The organism is Nitratireductor thuwali (genome assembly GCF_036621415.1).
Lineage (GTDB): Bacteria > Pseudomonadota > Alphaproteobacteria > Rhizobiales > Rhizobiaceae > Chelativorans > Chelativorans thuwali.
The window spans coordinates 90,902-111,334 of record NZ_CP030941.1 but is presented as its reverse complement, the minus strand read 5'-3'; the positions used below and the strand labels follow the sequence as shown (position 1 = coordinate 111,334).

At 63.7% G+C, this 20,433-nt stretch carries 17 protein-coding genes; 12 read left to right on the top strand and 5 right to left on the bottom strand.

Going from position 1 to position 20,433, the window contains the following annotated elements:
• Position 1 precedes the first annotated feature (1 nt).
• The 5 genes from NTH_RS00530 (at position 2) to NTH_RS00510 (ending at position 6,047) form a co-directional block, all read left to right on the top strand.
• Positions 2-1,033 carry a BMP family protein gene (locus NTH_RS00530; protein ID WP_338528165.1) on the top strand — a complete coding sequence of 344 codons (1,032 nt, stop codon included), beginning with the start codon at positions 2-4 and terminating at the stop codon, positions 1,031-1,033.
• A 147-nt stretch (positions 1,034-1,180) separates the two neighbouring features.
• Positions 1,181-2,722 (top strand): ABC transporter ATP-binding protein, encoded by a 1,542-nt coding sequence (locus tag NTH_RS00525; RefSeq protein WP_338528164.1) that lies wholly within the window; start codon positions 1,181-1,183, stop codon positions 2,720-2,722.
• Between the two features lie 45 nt (positions 2,723-2,767).
• Positions 2,768-3,817 (top strand): ABC transporter permease, encoded by a 1,050-nt coding sequence (locus NTH_RS00520; RefSeq protein WP_338528163.1) that lies wholly within the window; start codon positions 2,768-2,770, stop codon positions 3,815-3,817.
• A complete protein-coding gene (locus tag NTH_RS00515; protein WP_338528162.1) occupies positions 3,817-4,758 on the top strand; it encodes an ABC transporter permease in 942 nt (313 codons plus the stop codon). The genes NTH_RS00520 and NTH_RS00515 overlap by 1 nt, the downstream gene beginning before the upstream one ends.
• A complete protein-coding gene (locus tag NTH_RS00510; RefSeq protein ID WP_338528161.1) occupies positions 4,755-6,047 on the top strand; it encodes an amidohydrolase family protein in 1,293 nt (430 codons plus the stop codon). Before NTH_RS00515 ends, NTH_RS00510 begins: the two co-directional genes overlap by 4 nt.
• 494 nt (positions 6,048-6,541) lie before the next feature.
• Here NTH_RS00510 and NTH_RS00505 read toward each other — a convergent pair whose 3' ends face one another.
• From NTH_RS00505 to NTH_RS00490, 4 genes are all read right to left on the bottom strand, one after another.
• A complete protein-coding gene (locus tag NTH_RS00505) occupies positions 6,542-8,929 on the bottom strand; it encodes a glycoside hydrolase family 31 protein (RefSeq protein WP_338528160.1) in 2,388 nt (795 codons plus the stop codon).
• Positions 8,926-10,314: a hypothetical protein gene (locus tag NTH_RS00500; protein ID WP_338528159.1), complete on the bottom strand. Its 1,389-nt coding sequence runs from the start codon at positions 10,312-10,314 to the stop codon at positions 8,926-8,928. The genes NTH_RS00505 and NTH_RS00500 overlap by 4 nt, the downstream gene beginning before the upstream one ends.
• A 58-nt stretch (positions 10,315-10,372) precedes the next feature.
• Entirely contained in the window at positions 10,373-11,995 is a 1,623-nt protein-coding gene (locus NTH_RS00495; protein ID WP_338528158.1) for an alpha-amylase family protein, read from the bottom strand.
• 255 nt (positions 11,996-12,250) lie between these two features.
• Positions 12,251-13,444 carry a sensor histidine kinase gene (locus NTH_RS00490; protein WP_338528157.1) on the bottom strand — a complete coding sequence of 398 codons (1,194 nt, stop codon included), beginning with the start codon at positions 13,442-13,444 and terminating at the stop codon, positions 12,251-12,253.
• A gap of 211 nt (positions 13,445-13,655) precedes the next feature.
• Here NTH_RS00490 and NTH_RS00485 point away from each other — a divergent pair, with 211 nt between their 5' ends.
• Genes NTH_RS00485 through NTH_RS00455 form a run of 7 tightly spaced genes read left to right on the top strand, consistent with a single transcriptional unit; the run spans position 13,656 to position 19,710 of the window.
• The gene (locus tag NTH_RS00485; protein ID WP_338528156.1) at positions 13,656-14,663 is read left to right on the top strand and encodes a hypothetical protein; all 1,008 of its coding nucleotides are present in this window, start codon (positions 13,656-13,658) and stop codon (positions 14,661-14,663) included.
• 39 nt (positions 14,664-14,702) lie between these two features.
• Complete coding sequence (locus NTH_RS00480) at positions 14,703-16,220, top strand: alpha/beta hydrolase (RefSeq protein WP_338528155.1); 1,518 nt, start codon at positions 14,703-14,705, stop codon at positions 16,218-16,220.
• Positions 16,221-16,264: 44 nt separating this feature from the next.
• Complete coding sequence (locus NTH_RS00475) at positions 16,265-17,089, top strand: NmrA family NAD(P)-binding protein (RefSeq protein ID WP_338528154.1); 825 nt, start codon at positions 16,265-16,267, stop codon at positions 17,087-17,089.
• A 6-nt stretch (positions 17,090-17,095) separates the two neighbouring features.
• Positions 17,096-17,584: a DUF1772 domain-containing protein gene (locus NTH_RS00470; protein ID WP_338528153.1), complete on the top strand. Its 489-nt coding sequence runs from the start codon at positions 17,096-17,098 to the stop codon at positions 17,582-17,584.
• Between the two features lie 31 nt (positions 17,585-17,615).
• Positions 17,616-18,227, top strand: coding sequence for a putative glycolipid-binding domain-containing protein (locus tag NTH_RS00465; protein WP_338528152.1), 612 nt, complete (start codon positions 17,616-17,618; stop codon positions 18,225-18,227).
• 56 nt (positions 18,228-18,283) lie between these two features.
• Positions 18,284-18,709, top strand: a complete 426-nt coding sequence (locus NTH_RS00460) for a GNAT family N-acetyltransferase (protein WP_338528151.1) — start codon at positions 18,284-18,286, stop codon at positions 18,707-18,709.
• A gap of 20 nt (positions 18,710-18,729) precedes the next feature.
• Positions 18,730-19,710 (top strand): threonine ammonia-lyase, encoded by a 981-nt coding sequence (locus tag NTH_RS00455; protein ID WP_338528150.1) that lies wholly within the window; start codon positions 18,730-18,732, stop codon positions 19,708-19,710.
• Positions 19,711-19,896: 186 nt separating this feature from the next.
• Here NTH_RS00455 and NTH_RS00450 read toward each other — a convergent pair whose 3' ends face one another.
• Positions 19,897-20,304: a putative quinol monooxygenase gene (locus NTH_RS00450; protein WP_338528149.1), complete on the bottom strand. Its 408-nt coding sequence runs from the start codon at positions 20,302-20,304 to the stop codon at positions 19,897-19,899.
• Positions 20,305-20,433 lie beyond the last annotated feature (129 nt).

Genomic DNA, 20,433 nt, shown 5'->3' with positions numbered 1-20,433 from the left:
GATGAGAATCAAGTCCGCGAATGCAGAGCTCTTTCCACTAAGCCGCCGCCAGCTGCTGACGGGAGCGGGAGCCGCCGCACTGGCAGGCGTCGGGCTTCCCGGCCGCTTGCTCGCGCAGGAGCCGATCAAGGTCGCGGCCGTTTATACCGTGCCGGTCGAGCAGCAGTGGGTGAGCCGCATTCACAAGGCCGCGAACGCCGCCAAGGACCGCGGCGGCATCGAATATGTCTTCTCCGAGAACACTTCCAACAATGATTATGAGCGCGTCATGCGCGAATATGCCGAAGCCGGCCACAAGCTCATCCTCGGCGAGGTGTTCGGCTTGGAGGACGCCGCAAGATCGGTGGCGCGCGATTATCCGGACGTGGCCTTTCTCATGGGTTCCAGCTTCAAGGAGGATCCGGCCATTCCGAATTTCGCGGTATTCGACAATTACATTCAGGATGCCTCCTATCTTACTGGAATCATAGCGGGCGCCATGACCGAAACGAAGAATATCGGCATGGTCGGCGGCTATCCGATTCCCGAGGTGAACCGGCTGATGAATGCCTTCATGGCCGGCGTGAAGGAGACCGCGCCCGACGCCACCTTCCAGGTCGCCTTCATCGGCTCCTGGTTCGATCCGCCCAAGGCCAAGGAGACCGCCTTTGCGCAGATCGATGCCGGCGCGGACATGATGTATGCCGAACGCTTCGGCGTTTCCGACGCAGCGCAGGAGCGGAATGTGCTGGCGATCGGCAACGTCATCGAGACGCAGGCGGACTATCCGGAAACGGTGGTGGTATCAGCGCTGTGGCATTTCGAGCCCACGCTCGACCACGCGCTGGCCGAGCTGAAGGCCGGCACCTTCAAGGCGGCCGACTACGGCGTCTACTCCTTCATGAAGGAGGGCGGCTGCTCCGTCTCGCCGCTCGGTACCTTCGAAGGAAAAGTGCCGGAGGCTGCGATGAAGCTGGTGGCCGAGCGCGAGGCGGCGATCAAGGCGGGAAGCTTCACCGTCGAGATCGACGACGCGGAGCCGAAGGCAAGCTAGAGGAGCGTATCCACCTCCTCCTTGACGGGGAGGTCACGCGAAAATGCAGGGTAGGGGTGATGATCGACTTTTCACCCCACCCGACCGTTCCGGGGTCATCTGCCGATCGGCGGAGAATGGCCGATTCACAAATTGCGACGCCTCCACATGCTCCAATCCGCCGCTGCAACAAGCAATACCGTCCTGCGCCTTTCCGGCATCACCAAGCGCTTCGGTGCTCTGGTCGCCAATGACGCGATCAGCCTTGATCTCGGGGAGGGCGAGGTCGTGGCGCTTTTGGGCGAGAACGGCGCCGGCAAGACCACGCTCATGAACATCCTGTTCGGCCACTATGTGGCCGATGCGGGGACGGTCGAGGTCTTCGGAGAGCCGCTCCCGCCCGGCGATCCGCGCGCCGCGCTCGATGCGGGGGTCGGCATGGTCCATCAGCACTTCACGCTCGCCGAAAACATGACGGTGCTGGAAAATATCGCGCTGGGCACGCAGAGTCCGTGGTCGTGGCGCCTCGACCGGTCCGCGGCGCGCGAGCGCATCGCTCGGCTTTCGCAGGACTTCGGCCTGGCGGTCGATGCGGACAGCCCCGTTTCCGCCCTCTCGGTGGGCGAGCGCCAGCGCGTCGAAATCCTGAAGGCGCTCTATCGCGACGCCCAAATCCTTGTCCTTGACGAACCGACGGCGGTTCTCACGCCTATCGAGGCCGAGGCGCTGTTCCGCACGCTGAAGATGCTCGTGGCGCGCGGACTCTCGATCATCTTCATCTCGCACAAGCTCGGCGAGGTCATGGCGGTAAGCGACCGTGTGCTCGTCTTGCGCGGCGGCAGGCTCGTGGGCGAGCGCCGCACGGACGGGACCACCCGCACCGAGCTGGCCGCGCTCATGGTGGGGAAGGAGGTCGCCGCCCCGGCCGTAGCGCCGGCGGAGCCCGGCGCGGCGCTGCTCGAGCTCGAGAACGTTTCCACCGGACCAGGCGCTTCCGGCAGCCGGCTGGAACAGGTGTCGCTTGCGCTCCATGCCGGCGTCATCACCGGCCTGGCCGGCGTCTCGGGCAATGGTCAGTCGGCGCTTGCCGCGCTGATCGCGGGCACGGAGCGCCCGGTTTCCGGCACGATGCGCATCGCCGGCCGAACGATCGCCGGCGGGTCGCCCCGAGAGGCGCTGAACCTGGGCATCGCGCGCATTCCCGAAGATCGGCACGCGGTCGGCACGATCGGGGACATGAGCGTGACGGAAAACGTGATCGCCGAGCGCTACCGGGACCGGCCGTTCAGCCGCCGCGGCTTCATCGACTGGAGGGCCGCCCGCGCCTTCGCGGAGGAGATCATTCGCGACTACGACGTCAAGTGCCCGTCGCCGGAGGCGCGTGTCCGGCTGCTTTCAGGCGGCAATATGCAGAAGCTTATCCTCGGCCGCGCGCTCGATCCCGATCCGGCGGTCATCCTCGCCAACCAGCCTACGCGCGGGCTCGACGTGGGCGCCGTCTCCTATGTGCACCGGCGGCTGCTGGAGGCGCGGCGGAGGGGAGCGGCGGTCCTGCTCATTTCCGAGGACCTGGACGAGATTCTTGCCCTATCGGACGAGGTATGCGTCATGTTCAAGGGCCGCATCTCTCCGCCTTCGCCGCGCGGCGCGCGCTCCATCCAGGAGTTGGGAGAGATGATGGCGGGGCACGGGCTGGAGGCGGCAGCGTGACGTGGATTCGGAAAACCGCGGCATGCCTGCCGCGAGAGTGCTCCAATGCGCCTTGAGGCCAAGCCCGCCCCGTCCCTTGCCGGAACGTTCGCCTATTCGGCGGGCGCCGTGCTCGCCACCCTGCTCGTGAGCTCGCTCCTGGTTCTGGCAGCGGGGGCTTCGCCGTTGTCCGTTTTCGCGCTGGTCGCCAAGGGCGCGGCCGGTTCGCAGTTCGCTCTCATGGAGACGCTCTCGCGTGCCACGCCGCTGATCTTCACCGGCCTGGCCGTTGCCGTCGCCTTCCGCGCCAGGCTCTGGAACATCGGCGCTGAGGCGCAGCTTTATGCCGGCGCCGTGGTCACGGTGGTGCTTGGCACGGGCGCGCTACCGCTGCCGGCACCGATCCTCATCCCCATCATCATGGTGGCTTCGATGGCCGCCGGCGCGGCTCTCCTGCTCGGTCCCGCGCTGCTCAAGACCCGTTTCGGGGTCGACGAGGTGGTCACTACGCTGCTTCTCAACTTCATCATGCTGCTCTTTGTCTCCATGCTGCTTGAAGGCGTGCTGAAGGACCCGATGGGGCTTGGCTGGCCGCAATCGCAACGGGTGATCGCCGAGGCGCAACTGCCGCGGCTTATCCAGGGCAAGCGGCTGCATCTCGGCTTCGTCATCGCGATTGCCTCGGCAGCCGTCGTGTGGGTGATCATGAAGAAGACCACGCTCGGCTACGAGATGCGCGCCGTCGGCCACAATGCTGAAGCCGCCCGCTTCGCCGGCATCCCGGTCAACGTGGTGCTGATGAAGACGGCGCTCCTTTCCGGCGGCATCGCGGCCCTTGCAGGCTTTTCGGAGGTGGCCGGGCTCAAGGGCAACCTCACGCTCGATCTGTCGCCGGGCTTCGGCTACACGGGCATCGTCGTGGCCATGCTCGCCCTTCTCAATCCCATCGGCGTCGTGGCCTCGGCGATCTTCGTCGCCGCCATCTTCGTGGGCGCCGACGCCATGAGCCGCTCGGCCGGGGTGCCGAGCTACATCGCTGAGGTGATGGTGGCGACCGCGCTTTTGACAATGGTGGTGGCGATCATGCTGATGCGTTTCAAGGTGCGGTGGCGGTGATGGAAGCTCTCGACATCCTGCTGACCGCTTCATTCTGGGTCGCAGCGGTGCGGATCGCTTCGCCGCTGATCTTCGCCACCATGGGCGAGTTGATCTGCGAGCGGGCAGGGGTTCTGAACCTCGGCATCGAGGGCATCATGACGGCGGGGGCCTTCGCCGGCTGGCTCACGGTCTATGCCGGAGGAGATCTGTGGACCGGCGTGGCCGTCGCGGCAGCCGTCGGCGCGTTGTTCGGATTGCTTCATGGCGCGCTTACGGTGCCGCTCGGCCTGTCGCAACACGTGGTTGGCATAGGCATCACGCTTCTGGCGACCAGCCTGACCTACTTCACCTACCGCATCGTGCTGCCGGAGGTAACCTCGCCGCCGAAGATCGCGCCGTTCCAGCCGCTGCCCATCCCCGTCCTGTCGGAAATACCGCTGGTCGGGCCGGCACTCTTCAACCAGACGCCGCTTACCTATTTCGCCTTTCTCACCGTGGCGCTCACCGCCTGGGCGCTCTACCGCACGCCGCTCGGGCTGGCCGTCAGGGCGGCCGGCGAGAACCCGTCGGCGGTGGAGGCGCAGGGGATCAGCGTGACCGCCGTGCGCATGGGCGCGGTGATGGCAGGCAGCGCGCTCATGGCCGTCGGCGGTGCGTTTCTCACCATGTCGGCCTTCAACTCCTTCTTCTTCGAAATGATCAACGGACGGGGCTGGGTCTGCATCGCGCTCGTCGTCTTCGGCTCGTGGCGGCCGGGTAAGGCGCTCGTCGGCGCGATCCTGTTTGCCGCTTTCGATGCCTATCAGGTGCGGCTGCAGCAGATTACGGGCGGCGTTGTGCCTTACCAGATATTCCTCATGATGCCGTATGTGCTATCGATCCTGGCGCTGGTGCTGGTGGCGCGGCGGGCGACCTATCCCAAGGCGCTGATGATCCCCTATCAGAAAGGCGAAAGATGAGCTTCGACCTGATCGTCAAGGGCGGCCGGCTTCCGGACGGATCCAGGGCCGATATCGGCATTTCGGGGCAGACGATCCGGGCGATCGAGGCCAGCATCGAGGCGGAGGCCGGGCGCGTGATCGACGCTGCGGGCAATCTCGTCACGCCGCCCTTCGTGGATCCGCATTTCCACATGGATGCCACGCTCTCCTACGGCATCCCGCGCATCAATGCCTCCGGCACGCTGCTCGAAGGCATCGCGCTCTGGGGGGAACTCAAGCCGCTTCTCACGCACGAGGCAGTGAAGGAGCGGGCGCTTGCCTATTGCGATTGGGCGGTCTCCATGGGACTGCTTGCCATCCGCACCCATGTGGATACCTGCGACAACCGGCTGCTGGCGGTCGAGGCGCTGCTCGAGGTGAAGCGCGAGGTGGCGCATTATATCGACATGCAGCTCGTCGCCTTTCCGCAGGACGGTTTCTACCGCGACCCCAAGGCGCGGGAAAACACGATCCGGGCGCTGGACAAGGGCGTCGACGTGGTGGGCGGGATACCGCATTTCGAGCGCACCATGGAGGACGGCCGCCGCTCCGTCACCGAACTCTGCGAGATCGCGGCAGACCGAGGCCTCATGGTCGACATGCATTGCGACGAGACGGACGATCCCCTGTCGCGGCATATCGAGCAGCTCGCCTACGAGGCGCAGCGGCTGGGCCTGCAGGGCAGGGTGGCCGGCTCGCACCTCACCTCCATGCACTCCATGGACAATTACTATGTCTCCAAGCTGCTGCCGCTGATGGCGGAAGCCCAGGTTTCAGCCATCCCCAACCCGCTGATCAACATCGTGCTGCAGGGTCGCCACGATACATATCCGAAGCGCCGCGGACTGACGCGCGTGCCGGAGATGCTGACGGCCGGCATTCGCGTCGGCTTCGGGCAGGACTGCGTGCTCGACCCCTGGTATTCGCTGGGCACGGCCGACATGCTGGACGTGGCGTTCATGGGGCTGCATGTGGCGCAGATGACGAGCCCGGCCGATATGCGCCGCTGCTTCGACATGGTGACCGCTGAGAGCGCGGCCATCATGGGACTTGCCGATTACGGGCTGGAAGTGGGCAGGAAGGCGAGCCTCGTGGTGCTTGACGCCGGCGATCCGGTGGAGGCGATCCGCTTGCGCGCCGAAAGGCTCTGCGTCGTCGCCGGGGGGCAGGTGGTCGCCGAGCGCGAGAAACGGGCGACGAGGCTGAACATCGACGGCCGGCCCTCAACTGTGGAAAGGCGGCTCAGGCCGGAAGGCCGGTGTCCTTAGATCGAGCCCCGCCGATGATGGGCTGGACCTAAAGCTCCTTTTATTTAAAGACTTAGCTGCGTCCCTGTGCAGGTTTTGCGCGCCATGCGCTCTCGATCGACGAAACCGAGCCGATTTCCCCCGAGTTGAATAGGGTACGCGCGCCGCCGTGCAGGAGGTGAGGGCTGAAAGCCCCAATGGCTCGACCCGCTCTGGTTCGCCGGCTGCCACAGCGATGCCGGCGGCAGCTACCTAGAGGATGAGTCCCGACTGAGCGATATTGCGCTCGAGTGGGTCGGAGAACTCAAAGCCTGCATCCCCTCGATCATCGTCAGAGAGGAGCTGTTTGTCACCACGCCAGACTCCCGGCAGTGCCGAAAGTGCTCGAGAAGATGTTCAATTCGGTGCCGCTTCATTCGCTCGGCGGCTCGTCTCTCGACCCGAGGCAGTCGGAACCGGAGGAGACGCGGAGCTCTGCTGCGGGCTGCGCTGCGCTGCACCTGGTTCCCGTCCCTTCAGTCGTGGCCCGGTAGCAGGAAATGTGCCGTGTGGAAGTCCCGCCGGACCGACCAGCCTTCCGCCTCCGCAGGGACCCGTTGCCCGTCCACATCGCACGCCCAGTTCCCGGCTTTCGGGAGGGAGAGCCGGATCGTTTCATAGGGACAGTGGCCTTTGCCGGTGAACGACCTCCGAAGGGCCAGCTTGCCGTCCGACACTTCCAGCAGGAACGTGTCCACGCGGGCTTCCGCACCAATGCCGCCGGCATCCGAATAGAGCATGCTCACGCGGCGAACTCCGGCCGAAGGGAACAGACGCAGCTCGAGGACCCGGTCTTGCTCCAGGGGCAGGACGCTACCGCCGCGGACGAAGAGCGCAGGGCGACCGAGCGGTGCCTCGACATCGGCTTCCGCGCTGTATCGCTCGCCCGACCAGTAGCTGTACCACTCTCCCGGGGGCAGCATCGTGCGCCGCCGCCGCTCGCCCGGGCCGAGCACCGGTGCGAGGAGAAGGTCCGGGCCGAGAAGGAACGCGTCGTCGACCGAGCGCAGGCGGTCCTCGCCGGGCGCGCCCCACCATACCGGCCGCACGAGAGGATGGCCGGTCCGGCTCGCCTCCCAGGCCAGCGTGTAGAGATACGGCATAAGCGCGTAGCGAAGCCGCAGGAGACCGCGGACGCGCTCCAGCGCCTCGGCCCCGAAGCGCCAGGGCTCGCGCGGCTCGGTGCTCTGCGAGGAGTGCGTCCGGAAGAAGGGCAGGAAGGCGGCCAATTCGAACCAGCGCAGATACTCCTCGCGCCCGAGCGTGCCCTTGAAGCCGCCGATATCGGGTCCCGAATAGGGCATACCGGAGAGGCCAAGGCCGAGCACTGTTCGAACCGTCTGGTGCAGCATATCCCAGCCGCTGGAGATGTCGCCGGTCCACATCCACGCATGCCGCTGGATGCCGGCCCAGCCGGACCGGGTCAGCAGGAAGTGGCGCCGGTCCGGGTCCAGGCGCCTCAGCCCCTCGTCGGTTGCCCGCGCCATCAGCATGCCGTAAAGGTTGTGCGCCTCGGCATGGGTGCCCCCGCGTCCGTCAAAATCGTGGACGACGTCCTGCGCCAGCGTCCGCTCGCCCCAGAGCGCGACCATCGCCGGCTCGTTCATGTCGTTCCAGAAGCCGGTGACCCCGCGCTCCAGCAGCACGGAATGCTGCTCGCCCCACCAGGCCCGCGTCTCGGCCCGCGTGAAATCTGGAAAGGCGCTCCAGCCCGGCCAGACTGGGGCGGTCGCGATGCGGCCCCGTTTCGTCCGGCAGAAGTGACCGCCTTCGCTGCCCTGTCGGAACACGCGGTAATCCTTGTCCCGCTTCACCCCGGGGTCGAGGATCGTAACGAGGCGAATGCCGTCGGCATCAAGCTCCTCGGCCAAGCCTTTGAGATCGGGGAACGAATCCTCGTCCACCGTAAAGACGCGGAAACCGTCCATATAGTGGATGTCGAGATGGATGGCGCTGAGCGGCAGATTGTGCTTGCGAAAGCCCTGCACGAGATCGCGGATTTCCGCTTCGGTCCGGTAGCTGAAGCGCGACTGGTGATAGCCGAGCGCCCAGCGGGGCGGCAGCGGCGGGCGGCCCGTTAGCTCGGTATAGCGCTGCAGCGTATGCTCCGGCGGGCCTGGCGTCAGATAATACCGCAACGCGCCACCCTCGAAGCGGGCGCGGATCTCGTCGTTGAACGTGAAGTCAGCGGCGTGGCTGTTCTCGTAGAAGGCCAGATATCCGCCTGACGGTTTGAGCGTCTGCAGGACGGGAATGCCCATGTACAGCGGGTCCTCGTCAGGCCCGTAGGACTTCATGGGGTCGCTATTCCAGAGCCGCCGTTCGGTTCCGCGCAGGTCGAGCGGGCCCGTGTGCTCGCCGAGTCCAAAAACGGCTTCGTCCGGCGCCAGGCTCGCCCTGTGATGCCATTCCTCGCCGCGTCTTTCAGGCGGAGCCTCCCGCCGCAGCGGTGTGCCGTCCGGCGTCGCCCAGACAAGCGTGCCGTCGCGGAGTACGCTCAGGTGCAAGTCACCGGTCGCCAGCCGCCACCCCTCCGCCGTCTCCTCAAAGCGAACCGGTGCGCCCGACCAGTCGGTCTCGGCAAGCCCGTACGGCAGGGGCAGGCGCCCCGGCGTCCAGGTGACGCGGGCGAGATCGGCCGCCAGGAACCGGATCTCCAGCCGCGCCGCCTCGAGCTCCAGGTCGGCGCCGTCGGGGCGCGCGGCGCAGGATATGACCTGTCCGACCTTCTCCAACGGCCTCGATCGCCGGGCGCGGCGCAACTGCCCCCAAGTTCCGAGCACCGAATAGTGCACCGACCGCGCCAGCCCCAGAAAACCCCAGAACCGCCACTGGACGGCCAGCTCCCGCAGCCTATGCCTCATGCCTCGCACCTGATATCGAATCGGACCTTGCCCTCCGTGTCCCTGGCGAAGAACTCGGACAGCTCGTCGAGTGACAGCGGGGACGGCACCTCCCGGCACGCGAGCTTCGCGATAGCCTCGGTGTGCGTCACGAAGGATGCGAGGTCCTTGGGGTACTTGTCGGGATCGATGCCGATGAACTCGCCCCGATGCGCGGCCTTCGCCAGGATATCGCGCCAGGTCTCCACCGGGGCCAATCCCGCGCCCTCGATGCTGTTGGAGAACGGCATCAGATAGATCTCGTTGAAGCGTGGGCGGCTTTCGATATAGGCGCGCAGGTCCGACGCCGACCGCACGGAATTGAAGGTCATCCAGTAGGGCACCGCGCCCGCCGTCAGCGCGAGGCGCGGCTGGAGCATGATGAAGGATTCCACCAGCAGCCGATCGTCCGGCTGGCCCAGGCGCCGGTACCACCAGCGATGGAGATCGGCGACAAAGGGGCTGAGATCGACCGGGTCGTCATAGACGATGCGGCAGAGCCGATAGCCGTTCTCCCGCGCGAAGCGCTCGGCGTCCTTGCCGAGATCGGGGTCGAAGCCCCACTCGGCCTCGGGGAAGTCCCCATCCGGCTGCGGCGCGTCCCAGCGGTCCACTCCGGCGCCCAGCCTTTCCAGATGCCGGCGGACGCGCTCGCTGCCGTGCAGGTACTCTTCGGGCGCGAGGCCGCCATAGCCGCCGGTCTGAAAGAAGTGGCTGTCCGAGACGCGCACCGCAGGCCAACGGAAATTGCATTCCAGGAGAAAGATCGTGCCCCCAGGCGGCAGGCTGCGGCGCAGGAACTCCTCGTAACTTTGGCCGAGGCGGCGGCGCTTCGCCCGAAAATAGCCCATGTGCATGAGCATCAGCCGGTCCTGGTTCGGATCGTGCATCTGGTAGACCCGAAGCTCGGGGTTGCGCTCGACCAGCCGCGCCGCCGGCTCGCGTCCCCATTCGAGGTCGTCCCGGGGGCGGTCGGGATCGAGCGTCCGCCTCACCGGCACGAGCACCGTCTGCGGCAGCCAGGGAATCCCGAGCGCCGCGCAGAGATGGACCGCAGCGCCGGTGGAGGAGCCGATCATGACCGCCGGGTACTGCCGTGCCGGATAGCTCCGCGTCGCCCAGCGGGCGATCGCTTCGGCGTCCACGTCCTCGATCCGGCGCGGCGGAACGGCGTCGAGCCCGCCAGCAAGCCGATAAAGCTCCTCCCGCAGCCGGCCGGGAAGATGGCTCACCACGCGGACCGCCGCTGCCCGTATTCTTGAACCTTCGAACCATCTGTAATCCTTGCCTTTCAGATGGGCGGCGAGCGCCTCGAGCGGCAGGCTTCCGGAATCGAAAAGCGTGACGTAGTCGGGAAGGCGCGTCATGGCGTTCGGACTGCGCATTGCGGGCGGCGGAAAAGCTCGGCGGTCCATGGGGCCGTCATCATTGCCGCACCCGAAACCAGCGATAGCCGTAGCCGTCGAGCTCGATAGTGCGGCTTGCGCCGCTTTCCCGCGGATAGACCTGGTTGCCGAAGAGGTCGACCAGCTCGCCAGCCTCCTCCTCCTTGAGTTCCAGCCGCACGCCGCGGGCGACATCGGCCAGGTTGTGCAGCAGCAGGACCTTGCCGCCTTGCCAGCGGTAGTGCAAGGCAAGCATGGCATCGTCGTCGGTCTCGATGATCTCCATCTCGCCCCAGCCGATCTCCGGGCAAGATTTGCGGATGTCGCAGAGCTGGCGCATCCAGTTGAGCAGAGAATCGGGATCTCGCCTCTGCTCGTCGACATTCACGGTCTCGACCCCGAATGCGCCGTTGTGGATCATCGGATGCAGAAGCTCGCCGGGAGGTGCCGTGGAGAACCCGCCGCTCGGGGCATCGGACCACTGCATGCAGGTTCGCACAGGCCAGCGTTCCTCGAGCGAGAGGTCTTCGCCCATCCCGATCTCGTCGCCGTAGTAGATGACGGGCGTTCCCGGCAGCGAGAACATGAGACTGTTGGCGAGCTCCAGCCTGCGGCGATCGTTGCCGAGCATCGGCGCGAGACGGCGCCTTATGCCTCGCCCGAAGATCTGCATGTTGGGATCGGGTGCGAAGGCTTTGAGCACGCGCTGGCGCTCGTCGGGCGAAAGGTCGCTCAGGTCGAGTTCGTCGTGGTTGCGCAGGAACTGCGCCCATTGGCCCGTGTGGTCGAGGTGGGGCATGCGCTTCATGCCTTCGATCAGCGGCTTCGAGTCGCCTGTGGCAAGCGCCAGGAACACGTATTGATTGGGCTGGAAGGCAAAGCCCATCTGCATGCGCCCACGCCCCAGGAAATGCGGGATTTCGTCGAGATCGACATGTGCTTCAGCCAGCATGACCGCATCGCCCTGGCGCCAGGAGAGGAACTCCCGGAACTCCTCGAGATATTTGTAGTGGCGCACCACGGAGCCGTCGGGCCGCACCTCATCGACCAGGAAATGCGCGGCATCTATGCGAAACCCGGAAACGCCGAGCTTGAGCCAAAAACCCATGATTCGCTTGATCTCGTCCCTGACGCTCGGATTGGTGATGTTCAGGTCCGGCTGGTGGCGGTAGAAGCGGTGAAAATACCAGGCGTGCGCCGTGTCGTCATAGGTCCAGATCCGTTGCTGGAATCCGGGAAAGGCAACGCCTTTGTCGGTTTCAGACGGCTCCGTCTCCGACCACACGTAGAAGTCCCGGAAGCGGGATCTCCGATCCCTGCGCGCCTCCTGAAACCAGGGATGCTGATCCGACGTGTGGTTGACCGGCAGGTCGACGAGGATGCGGATGCCCTTGTCGCGGGCAAGCTGACTGAACTCGACAAACTCGCCCAGGTTGCCGTTTGCAGGTTTAGCGGCATAGTAGTCGGTCACGTCATAGCCGTAGTCTTGCATCGGGCTCGGATAGAAGGGCTGCACCCAGATGCAGTCGACGCCAAGCCAGGTCAGATGGTTGAGCCGGTCTCGTAACCCCCCGAAGTCTCCCACGCCGTCACCATTCGAATCCATGAAGGTGCCGACGTTGATAGTGTATATGATGGCGTTCTTATACCATCGATCGATCATATCTGCTCCGCGAGGCTAATGGCATTCGAGAACGGAACGCGATTGCTGCGCGGATGTTCATTCCCAGTGGTACGGATCTGCGTAGAGGCCCCGGCACCGGTCGGCAGGTTAAACTGCTGACCATTGAGTTGAAGGGTCACGTTGCGGTGGCGGGATCATACCGAACCAGTTCCGCTTTCCGCGGCCACGGTGGCCGAAAGACGGGACATTTGAATGGGTCGCTGGCACCGGAACCGGTGCCAGGGTTCCTCACGCTCAGGGAAGATCGGCGATAGGCGCGATCAGGTTCCAGGTAAGACCATGTGGGAGGTATTCGAGACTTGCCTTCCCGCCGGTGGAACTTGGCACAACGCGTTTGAGCAACATGCTGCCGAAACCGGCCGCCGCGGGTTCTTCGGCGGGCGGGCCTCCGTGCTCAGACCACAATATCTGGTAGAACTTGCTTCCATCCTCTTCGAAGATCCTCGTCCGGATCACCACGCCTCCCGCATCATCGGACAGTGCGCCGTACTTGACAGAGTTTGTGGAGAGCTCGTGCAAAGCCATCCCGATGATCTGTGCTGATGCCGCGTCGAGATGCAACTCCGGACCCTCAAGCACGATGCAGTCACTGGAATCCTCGACGAGAGAGAGAGTCTGCGTTTTGACCAACTCGTCGAGCTTTACAGTTCCAGTCCCGCTTGCGAACACCGCGTCGTGCGATGCCGCGAGCGAATGCAGGCGAGCGCGGAACGTCCGCTGGAATTCCTCCAGCGTTTCCGCCCGCGATGCTGACTGCGACATGAGAGCTTGGACGATCGAAAGCAGGTTCTTCGCCCGGTGGCTGAGTTCGCGCGCCAGCAGCCGGTTTCTTTGCTCGCTCCTGGACAAGCGCTCGCGCTTCTCATGCTCATTGTAAGCGATCGACGCGAAATGACTTAGGACGCCGAGGAGCCGCTCGTCCTCCCTCTCGAAACGGGGCTCTTCTTCGTGAGCAATGACCCAGACCGTGCCTACTGCTCGGCCATCGATATGAAACGGGACAAGGAGGGCCTCCTGGATCGGCGCGGGAATGTTGTTGCTGTATTGGAAGTAGCGTTCGGGATGCTGCATGAGAATGGTTGACTGCCTATCGACAACGACACCACACGGGCTGTGGCGAGGCATGTTCTGACCAGACAAGATGCTCCATCGTCCGGTGGCCGCGTGCCAGCGAAAGCGCTCTCTGCCATCCTCGTCCTCCTCCAGAATGCTAACCCCTGCCGATTGCGCGCCGCACAGGCGCATGGCCGTCTCACTGAGTAGTTCGAGGACGCCGACACGGGGGTTGGCCATCTCCTCCAATAGAAGCCGGATGGCTGTGTTTTCGGCTTCCAGGGCCGGTGCGCGGGCTGGGCGACTTTGGAGTTCGTGCGTTATGTCGACCTCATCGAAGCTCATCGTTCCCGAAATCGAGCGGTCTTTTTCCATCCGGTCCTGCTCCTCGTTCTCCCGCCGCGTCCGCCATTTCAGTCGACCTTAATGCTTGCAGCAGCAGGCCTGCAATTTCATTTCTATATGGCAGGTCCGAAAACGCATTATGGTCGAATGCACGCATGAAGGCGCTTGCAGGGATCTTCGAGAACACGGAGGCGCGCGAGGGGGCCTGATATGCTCGATGGAAGCAAAGCCAGGGGTTTGAATGGCCGGGAAAGACTGGATTTTCGGTAGCGCCCAAATCTTGGCCTTGGCGGCTCTTTGTGCTGTCAGCGCGGAGCTGCTGGCCGCATACTCCGATAGCACCGGCGACATCGGCGCTGTCCTGTTCAACCTGATCTTTTTCATGGCGCTTTATGGGGCGCCCGCCTTGCTCATGCGAGAGCTTGCCCGGCGCTTGGGATGGGGCTGGCCTTCCTTGCTGTTGCTCTGCGCCGCTCTGGGTGTTCTCCAGGCCTGCATTATCGACCAGTCCATGTTTGCCGAGCAGTACCACGGATATGCCGGCTGGGAAGAAAGCCGGTCGGCGACCTTAATCCCAGAGTTCGGCATCAGCGCGCACAATGCCTACAACTTCATCATCGGCCATATCATCTTCAGCTACGCCGGCCCCATCGCAATAGCGGAAGCCTGGCGGCCGAAGCCTGCGGAAGCGCCTTGGCTGCGTCCCTTCGGCATGATCGTTGCAGCGGTCTTCTACGTGGGATCGGCCGCGTTGATAATGCTTGACCCGGAGTCGCAAAGTGCCTCTCAGACCCAACTTGTTACTTCATGGCTGCTGGTCGCGGCATGCTTTCTGGCGGCCGTCCTGATCGGCCGCCGCAATGTGAGCATCCGATCAACACCAACCGGCCGCGTGAGCCCTCTTGTGGTGCTAGCGGTGACGTTCGCTGTGGCTGTGTTAAGCAATTTCGCGGGGGAGGGTTGGTTCGGCGTGGTGGTGGGGTTGGGTTCGACGATCCTGATCCTCGCCATGATCATCCAGTTAAGGATGCGATTTGTCTGGACACCCCGGCACTCTGCGGCCGTGGCACTCGGCTACTTGCTCAGCCGTGGCGTGCTGGCCTTCACCTATTTTCCGCTTCTTGGTGAGGTAGAGCCCTTGCCCAAATACCTGCACAACGTAGCGATGCTGGCCATTGTCCTCGCCGCGGGCATCCTCGCCCTAAAGGTTGGAGGCCCAAGAGACGATGCAAAGGCGGTTGGAGAGTAACCGCATTGATCGCCCAAAGGACGCAAACGCAACGGCTGCTTGCTCTGGTTCAATCTCCGAAAGCCGCCTGTCGGCCTACCACCCCAATGCCATCCGTACACGGCCACAGACCAAGCATCTCTGCTCAGTGCCAACCACCACACCAACGATGATTCGATCGCGGTGCTGGGTGAGAAACGCGCAGCGAAACTTGCTCAGCTTCACAAGCAGGATGGAAGCGGCGTCCGGCCGGAAGACCTGCTCGTGACCGTCAGTTGCTGGGGCGGTGCCAAAGGCCGCTGGCTTGAGCGACTGTTTTCGAGCGAAGAAGAATCGCTTGATGAATGGTGCGAGCGCACAGGCGATCTCTACATCGAGGTCAGAAGAGCTTGGCATAGAGCGGTAGAGGCTGCTCTTGTCACAGCCCGCGAATTCGCGCGCCAGGCTCAGAAGCCGCCTGAGCGCCGGATTGTCGTTGTCCGCCATCGAATCGACGTTCGAGAGGCCGGGACATTGTGCCCGTCTGATGTCCAGATCGGTCACACGTCCACACCAAACCCACTCTCAAATTGGCTCCCCAAGGTTGCTCAGTTTTGGACCTGTTCGGGAGCCATTCGACACGACAATTATTGCGCAGACATAGTACTCGGAGGCCGGAAAATGCATAGGCGGCAATTTCTTTCACTGGCAGCAATACCGGCCTTTTCCACCTTTTTCCCGTCTCCAGCGAGGGCGCAAGATGTTCAGGAGGAGAACAATATGACCACTCCCACGGAAACCGGGTATGCGCCCGTCAACGGGCTTGAGCTGTATTACGAGATCCACGGCACGGGCAAGCCCCTGATCCTGCTTCACGGCGGTATCGCGGCGTTTGAACTCTTTGAAACGAGCCTGCCCGCATTCGCCGGCACCCGCCAGGTGATCCCCGTGCACCTGCAGGGGCATGGCCGGACGAAGAATATCGACCGGCCCCTTCGCTTCGAACTCATGGCTGACGATATCGCTGCGTTGATGGCTCACCTCGGCATCGAGAAGGCCGACGTGATGGGCTACTCCCTCGGCGGCGGCGTGGCCATGCAACTGGCGATCCGGCATCCCGACGCTGTCGACCGGCTGGTCGTCCTTTCCGAAGCCATGAAGCGCAGCGGGTATTATCCCGAAGTCATTGCCGCGTTCGACCAGATGGAAGCGATGGCGCCGCAGATCGGTGCGAACGTCGCGCAATCTCCCCTGGCCGAGCTCCATCCGGACGTGGACTGGGTTCAGCTGTTTACCAAGATGGGCGACCTTTTGAAGCGCGACTATGACTGGTCCGAAGAATTTGCTGCGATCTCATCGCCGACCATGCTGGTTTTCGCCGACGCGGATGCGCAGACGCCGGAATACATCATGGAGGCCTGGCGCCTTCTCGGCGGCGGGCAGCGCGATGCCGGACTTGACGGCTCGTTGAGGCCGCAGGCTCGGCTGGCGATCGTGCCCGGCACGACCCATTACAACCTGGTTGCAACGCCGGTTGCCGCGGAACTCGTGGCCCCCTTCCTCGATGCCGAACTGCCGCAGTCCGGTAATGCGAACTGACGGCGCGACCCGCGTCTATTGCCAAGCCCGCAGAGGTAACAACAATGACGGAGAACCGACCCATTCTCATCATCGGCGGAGCCGGCAAGACCGGCGCCCGCGTCAACACGCTGCTTCGTGAGCGCGGCATGGCCACACGGCCGGTATCGCGCTCCAGCGAGACTCCCTTCGACTGGACGCGGCGCGAGACATGGGCCCCCGCGCTCAAGGGCGTTTCCAGGGCCTATGTCACCTATCAGCCCGACCTTGCGGTGGATGGCGCCGACGAGGACATCGCCGAGCTTTCCCGTCTCGCCCGGGAAGAGGGGCTGGAGCATGTCGTGCTCCTGTCCGGGCGCGGCGAGCCCGGCGCGCAGCGCGCCGAGGCGGTGCTGCAGGAATCCGGCGTGGTCTGGACGAATGTGCGGGCGAGCTGGTTCAACCAGAACTTTTCCGAAGGTCCGTTCCGCGACGGCATCCTCGCGGGCGAGCTGGCTCTGCCGGCCGATCCGATCCCGGAACCCTTCATCGACGCCGACGACATCGCCGACGTGGTCGTCGCGGCGCTGACGGAGGACGGCCACAAGAACCGGCTCTACGAGGTGACCGGCCCGCGTGCGCTCACCTTCGCCGAGGCTGTCGACGAGATTGCGGAGGCGACCGGTCGGCCGATCCGCTACAGGCAGATCTCCGCCGAAGCCTTCGTCGAGCAGATGCGGCCCTATGTGCCGGAAGACATCCTCAACCTGCTCATGGAGCTGTTCACCGTGGTGCTCGACGGGCGCAACGTCAATGTCATGCACGGTGTGGAGGAGGCGCTTGGACGCAAGCCAGTCGACTTCGCTGATTATGCCCGCCGGGTGGCTGCATCTGGGGTCTGGGCGGTGTGAAAGCTGATGCAGACGCTCATCACCGCCCTTTTGTGGTTCTCAGCCATCGGATGCGGGCTGATCGCGGGACTTTACTTCGCCTTCTCCACATTCATCATGACCGCGCTCGACCGCATCGGACATGCGCAGGGCGCGGCCGCGATGAACTCGATCAACTCGACCATTCTCGGCTCCTTGTTCATGCCGCTGTTTTTCGGCACGACCGCCGCTGCCGCGCTGCTGGCCTTACTCGGTCTCGTCCGCTGGAGCGAACCCGGCGCGATGGTCATGCTCGCCGGCGGGCTGGTCTATGTTGTCGGCATGTTCCTCTGTACGGTCGTCTATAACGTGCCGCTCAACAATGAATTGGCGCGAGTGGGGTCCGGCGCGGCGGACGCATGGGCGCGCTATCTCAAGGACTGGACCTTCTGGAACCACGTCCGAACCGTCGCCTCGACGGCCGCGATGGCGCTTTTCATCGTCGCACTTCTTGCCCGGCACTCCACCTCGCCTTGACGCGCCTCAATCAGCCCTTGGAAGAAGACGGATGAAGATGAGCCAGTTTCGCAAGAACGCCGACGGAGAGAATGTCGCGTGGGCCATATGGCGGCGACTGGACACGCCCGGACACGACGCGGCCCGACTCGTTAGGGCCGGTGCAGGATATTTGCTGGCAGGAACCGCCGTATTCCTCCACGCCAAAGGGCCTGCCTGCATCGGGTACCAGGTCCAAGTCGATCACGAGTGGAGCACGATCTATGGCCAGATTGAAGGGTTTGTTGCCGGAGAGACGGTTCGGCACGAAATCGGGCGCGACGGTGACGGTTGGCGGCTGGACGGCTCAATGATGCCCGATGTGGCAGGGCTGCGGGATCTCGATCTCGGCTTCACGCCGGCCACCAATCTGCTTCAACTGCGGCGCGCCGGGCCCCAGCTTGGTCGCAGGGCGGAACTGACCGTAGCCTGGTTCGACATCGGCGAAACCCGGATCACGGCGTTGCCGCAGGTCTATATCCGGCGAAGCGAGACGACCTACGAGTACTCGGCGCCGTCCGTTCCATATGAAGCGGTCCTGGAAATGGCACCGAACGGCTTCGTCCAAAGCTATCCGCACCTGTGGATGATGGAGGAGTCCGCTGCGCCTCCCGGGATGGCATGATTGATATTGCCAATGTCGATAACCCTGCGAAGACCGATATGCAGAGGCGACCGCCCATGGCCGAGATAATCAAATTCGCCGAAACAGACGACGAGATCCGCGCCTGCTTCCCGGTAATGCGTGAGTTGCGTCCCAATCTGCAGGAGGAGAGCTTTCTTTCGCAAATCGATCACCTTCACAGCCACTATGGATTTCTGTTGGCGTATCTGGCGCATGAGGAGGTCATGTCTGTGGCGGGACTGCGCATCGCCGAGTGGCTTCACCAGGGACGCTATCTTGAGATTGAAGATCTCGTCGTAAGAGCCGGTTCCAGATCCCAGGGACATGGCGGGAGACTGTTCGATTGGATCGTCGACTACGCACGTTCACAGAACTGCAATCACCTGCGGCTTGTTTCTGCCCTCACCCGGGAGAGCGCGCACCGCTTCTACGAGCGGAAGGGTATGCAGCGGTTTGCCTACTATTTCACGCTGGATCTGTAGGTAGGAAGGGTCGTTTTGCCATGGAACGAATTGAGCCCGGTTTAGCGAGCAACACCCGCCCGCGCCTTTCCGTTGGTCGTATAGAGGGAGCAATGGCGCATATCAGCGCCGAGTTCCGCGACACGCCGCAATTCCTGGCGGAAAACATTTCCGAAAAATTGGGCTGCCGCATCATCGTGAAAGTGGAGACAGCCAATCCCATTCGTTCATTCAAGGCCAGGGGTGCGCAGACGCTCGTTTCGCGGCTGGACCAGGTTTCTCATCTGGTTTGTGTCACGGCCGGCAATTTCGGCCAGGGTATGGCTTATGCAGCGCGATCCCGGGGGCTGCGCCTGACTGCCTTCGCGAAATCCGACGCGAACCGGAGCAAGATCAGCCGCATCTCCGCCCTTGGTGCGGACGTCAGCCTCGTCGAAGGTGATCTCGACAAGGTTTACGTCGCCGCCAAAGCGTTCGCAGATCGATGCGGAGCCTTGTTTGTCGAGGACGGGCGGGAGCTTGCCATTGCCGAGGGAGCCGGAACCATCGGCGTTGAATTGATGCGGTGGCAGGAGCCGATCGACGCGATCGTCGTGCCGGTTGGGGACGGAGCATTGCTTTCGGGGATCGGCACCTATGTCAAGCACACCTCCGCCAACACACGCCTGATCGGCGTCTGCGCCAGGGGCGCGCCAGCTATGGAGCGATCATGGCGCACAGGCCGGGTGCAGACACACGTACCCGATACGATTGCGGACGGAATTGCCATTCAGACACCCTTTGCCGAATCCGTTACCGAGTTGCTGCACGTTGCGGACGATTTTCTGCTTGTGGAGGAGGCGACGATCGGAACTGCCATGCGGTTGGCGTTTCTCGAACTCGGCGTGTTGCTTGAGCCCGCAGGCGCGGTCGGACTGGCGGCGATAATCGCTCATCAGGCCGTGTTCCGGGGCAAGACCGTTGCAGTCATCCTTTCCGGGGGAAACCCGTCCGAAGAGCAGCTTCGGCAGATCGTCGCATGAAACCGTCCGCTCCACAAAGCTCTTCTGAAAACCGTCGGATCACCAGGACTGTGATCTGGAATGCATCCGCTCGGCCAGGTGTACGCAGCAGCGACACCCACGACCCCCACTGGCTGGGCGAACCTTACATTGCCTGATCGCGACATGCGCTCGGCGACCGGGCGGTCGCCGAGCTCATGTCGCTGCTTAGGCCCTGTCACCTTTGATCCATTGCGGCGTGATGGTACGAAACTCGGACTGGCCGACGAGAAGGGCCGCCGTCTCTCGCTGATAGTCCTCGTACCAGCTTTGGTTGACGAAATCGTCCGTTGCTGCATCACCGGTATAGAGCTGGTAGGCCACGATCGCATCCGGATCGGTGTCGTCGAACCCATACACATAGGCGATCTGTCCGCTGGCTCCCTCGACATATTCGCGGGCGTACTTCTCCCAGACGCGCTTCACCTCGTCGCGCTTGCCGGGTTGCGCCTTGTGCCTGATGTAAAGTGCTTTCATGCTCATGATCTTCACCTCGAGTTTCGCGGCGCTTTCCCGCCGACGGCTGGGCACCATGCCCATGACCATGTGACGTTCGAGGAGAGGTGTTTGTGACATGGGCGGAGTTTTTTCCCAAGTCGAGACATGCGGTTCAGAACGTAACCCGGCATGGGCGAGGTCCCCGGCCTGGGTGAATACGTGTTCGCCAATGCGACCGCCGCTAGGCAGAAGTTTGCCGCACTGCGC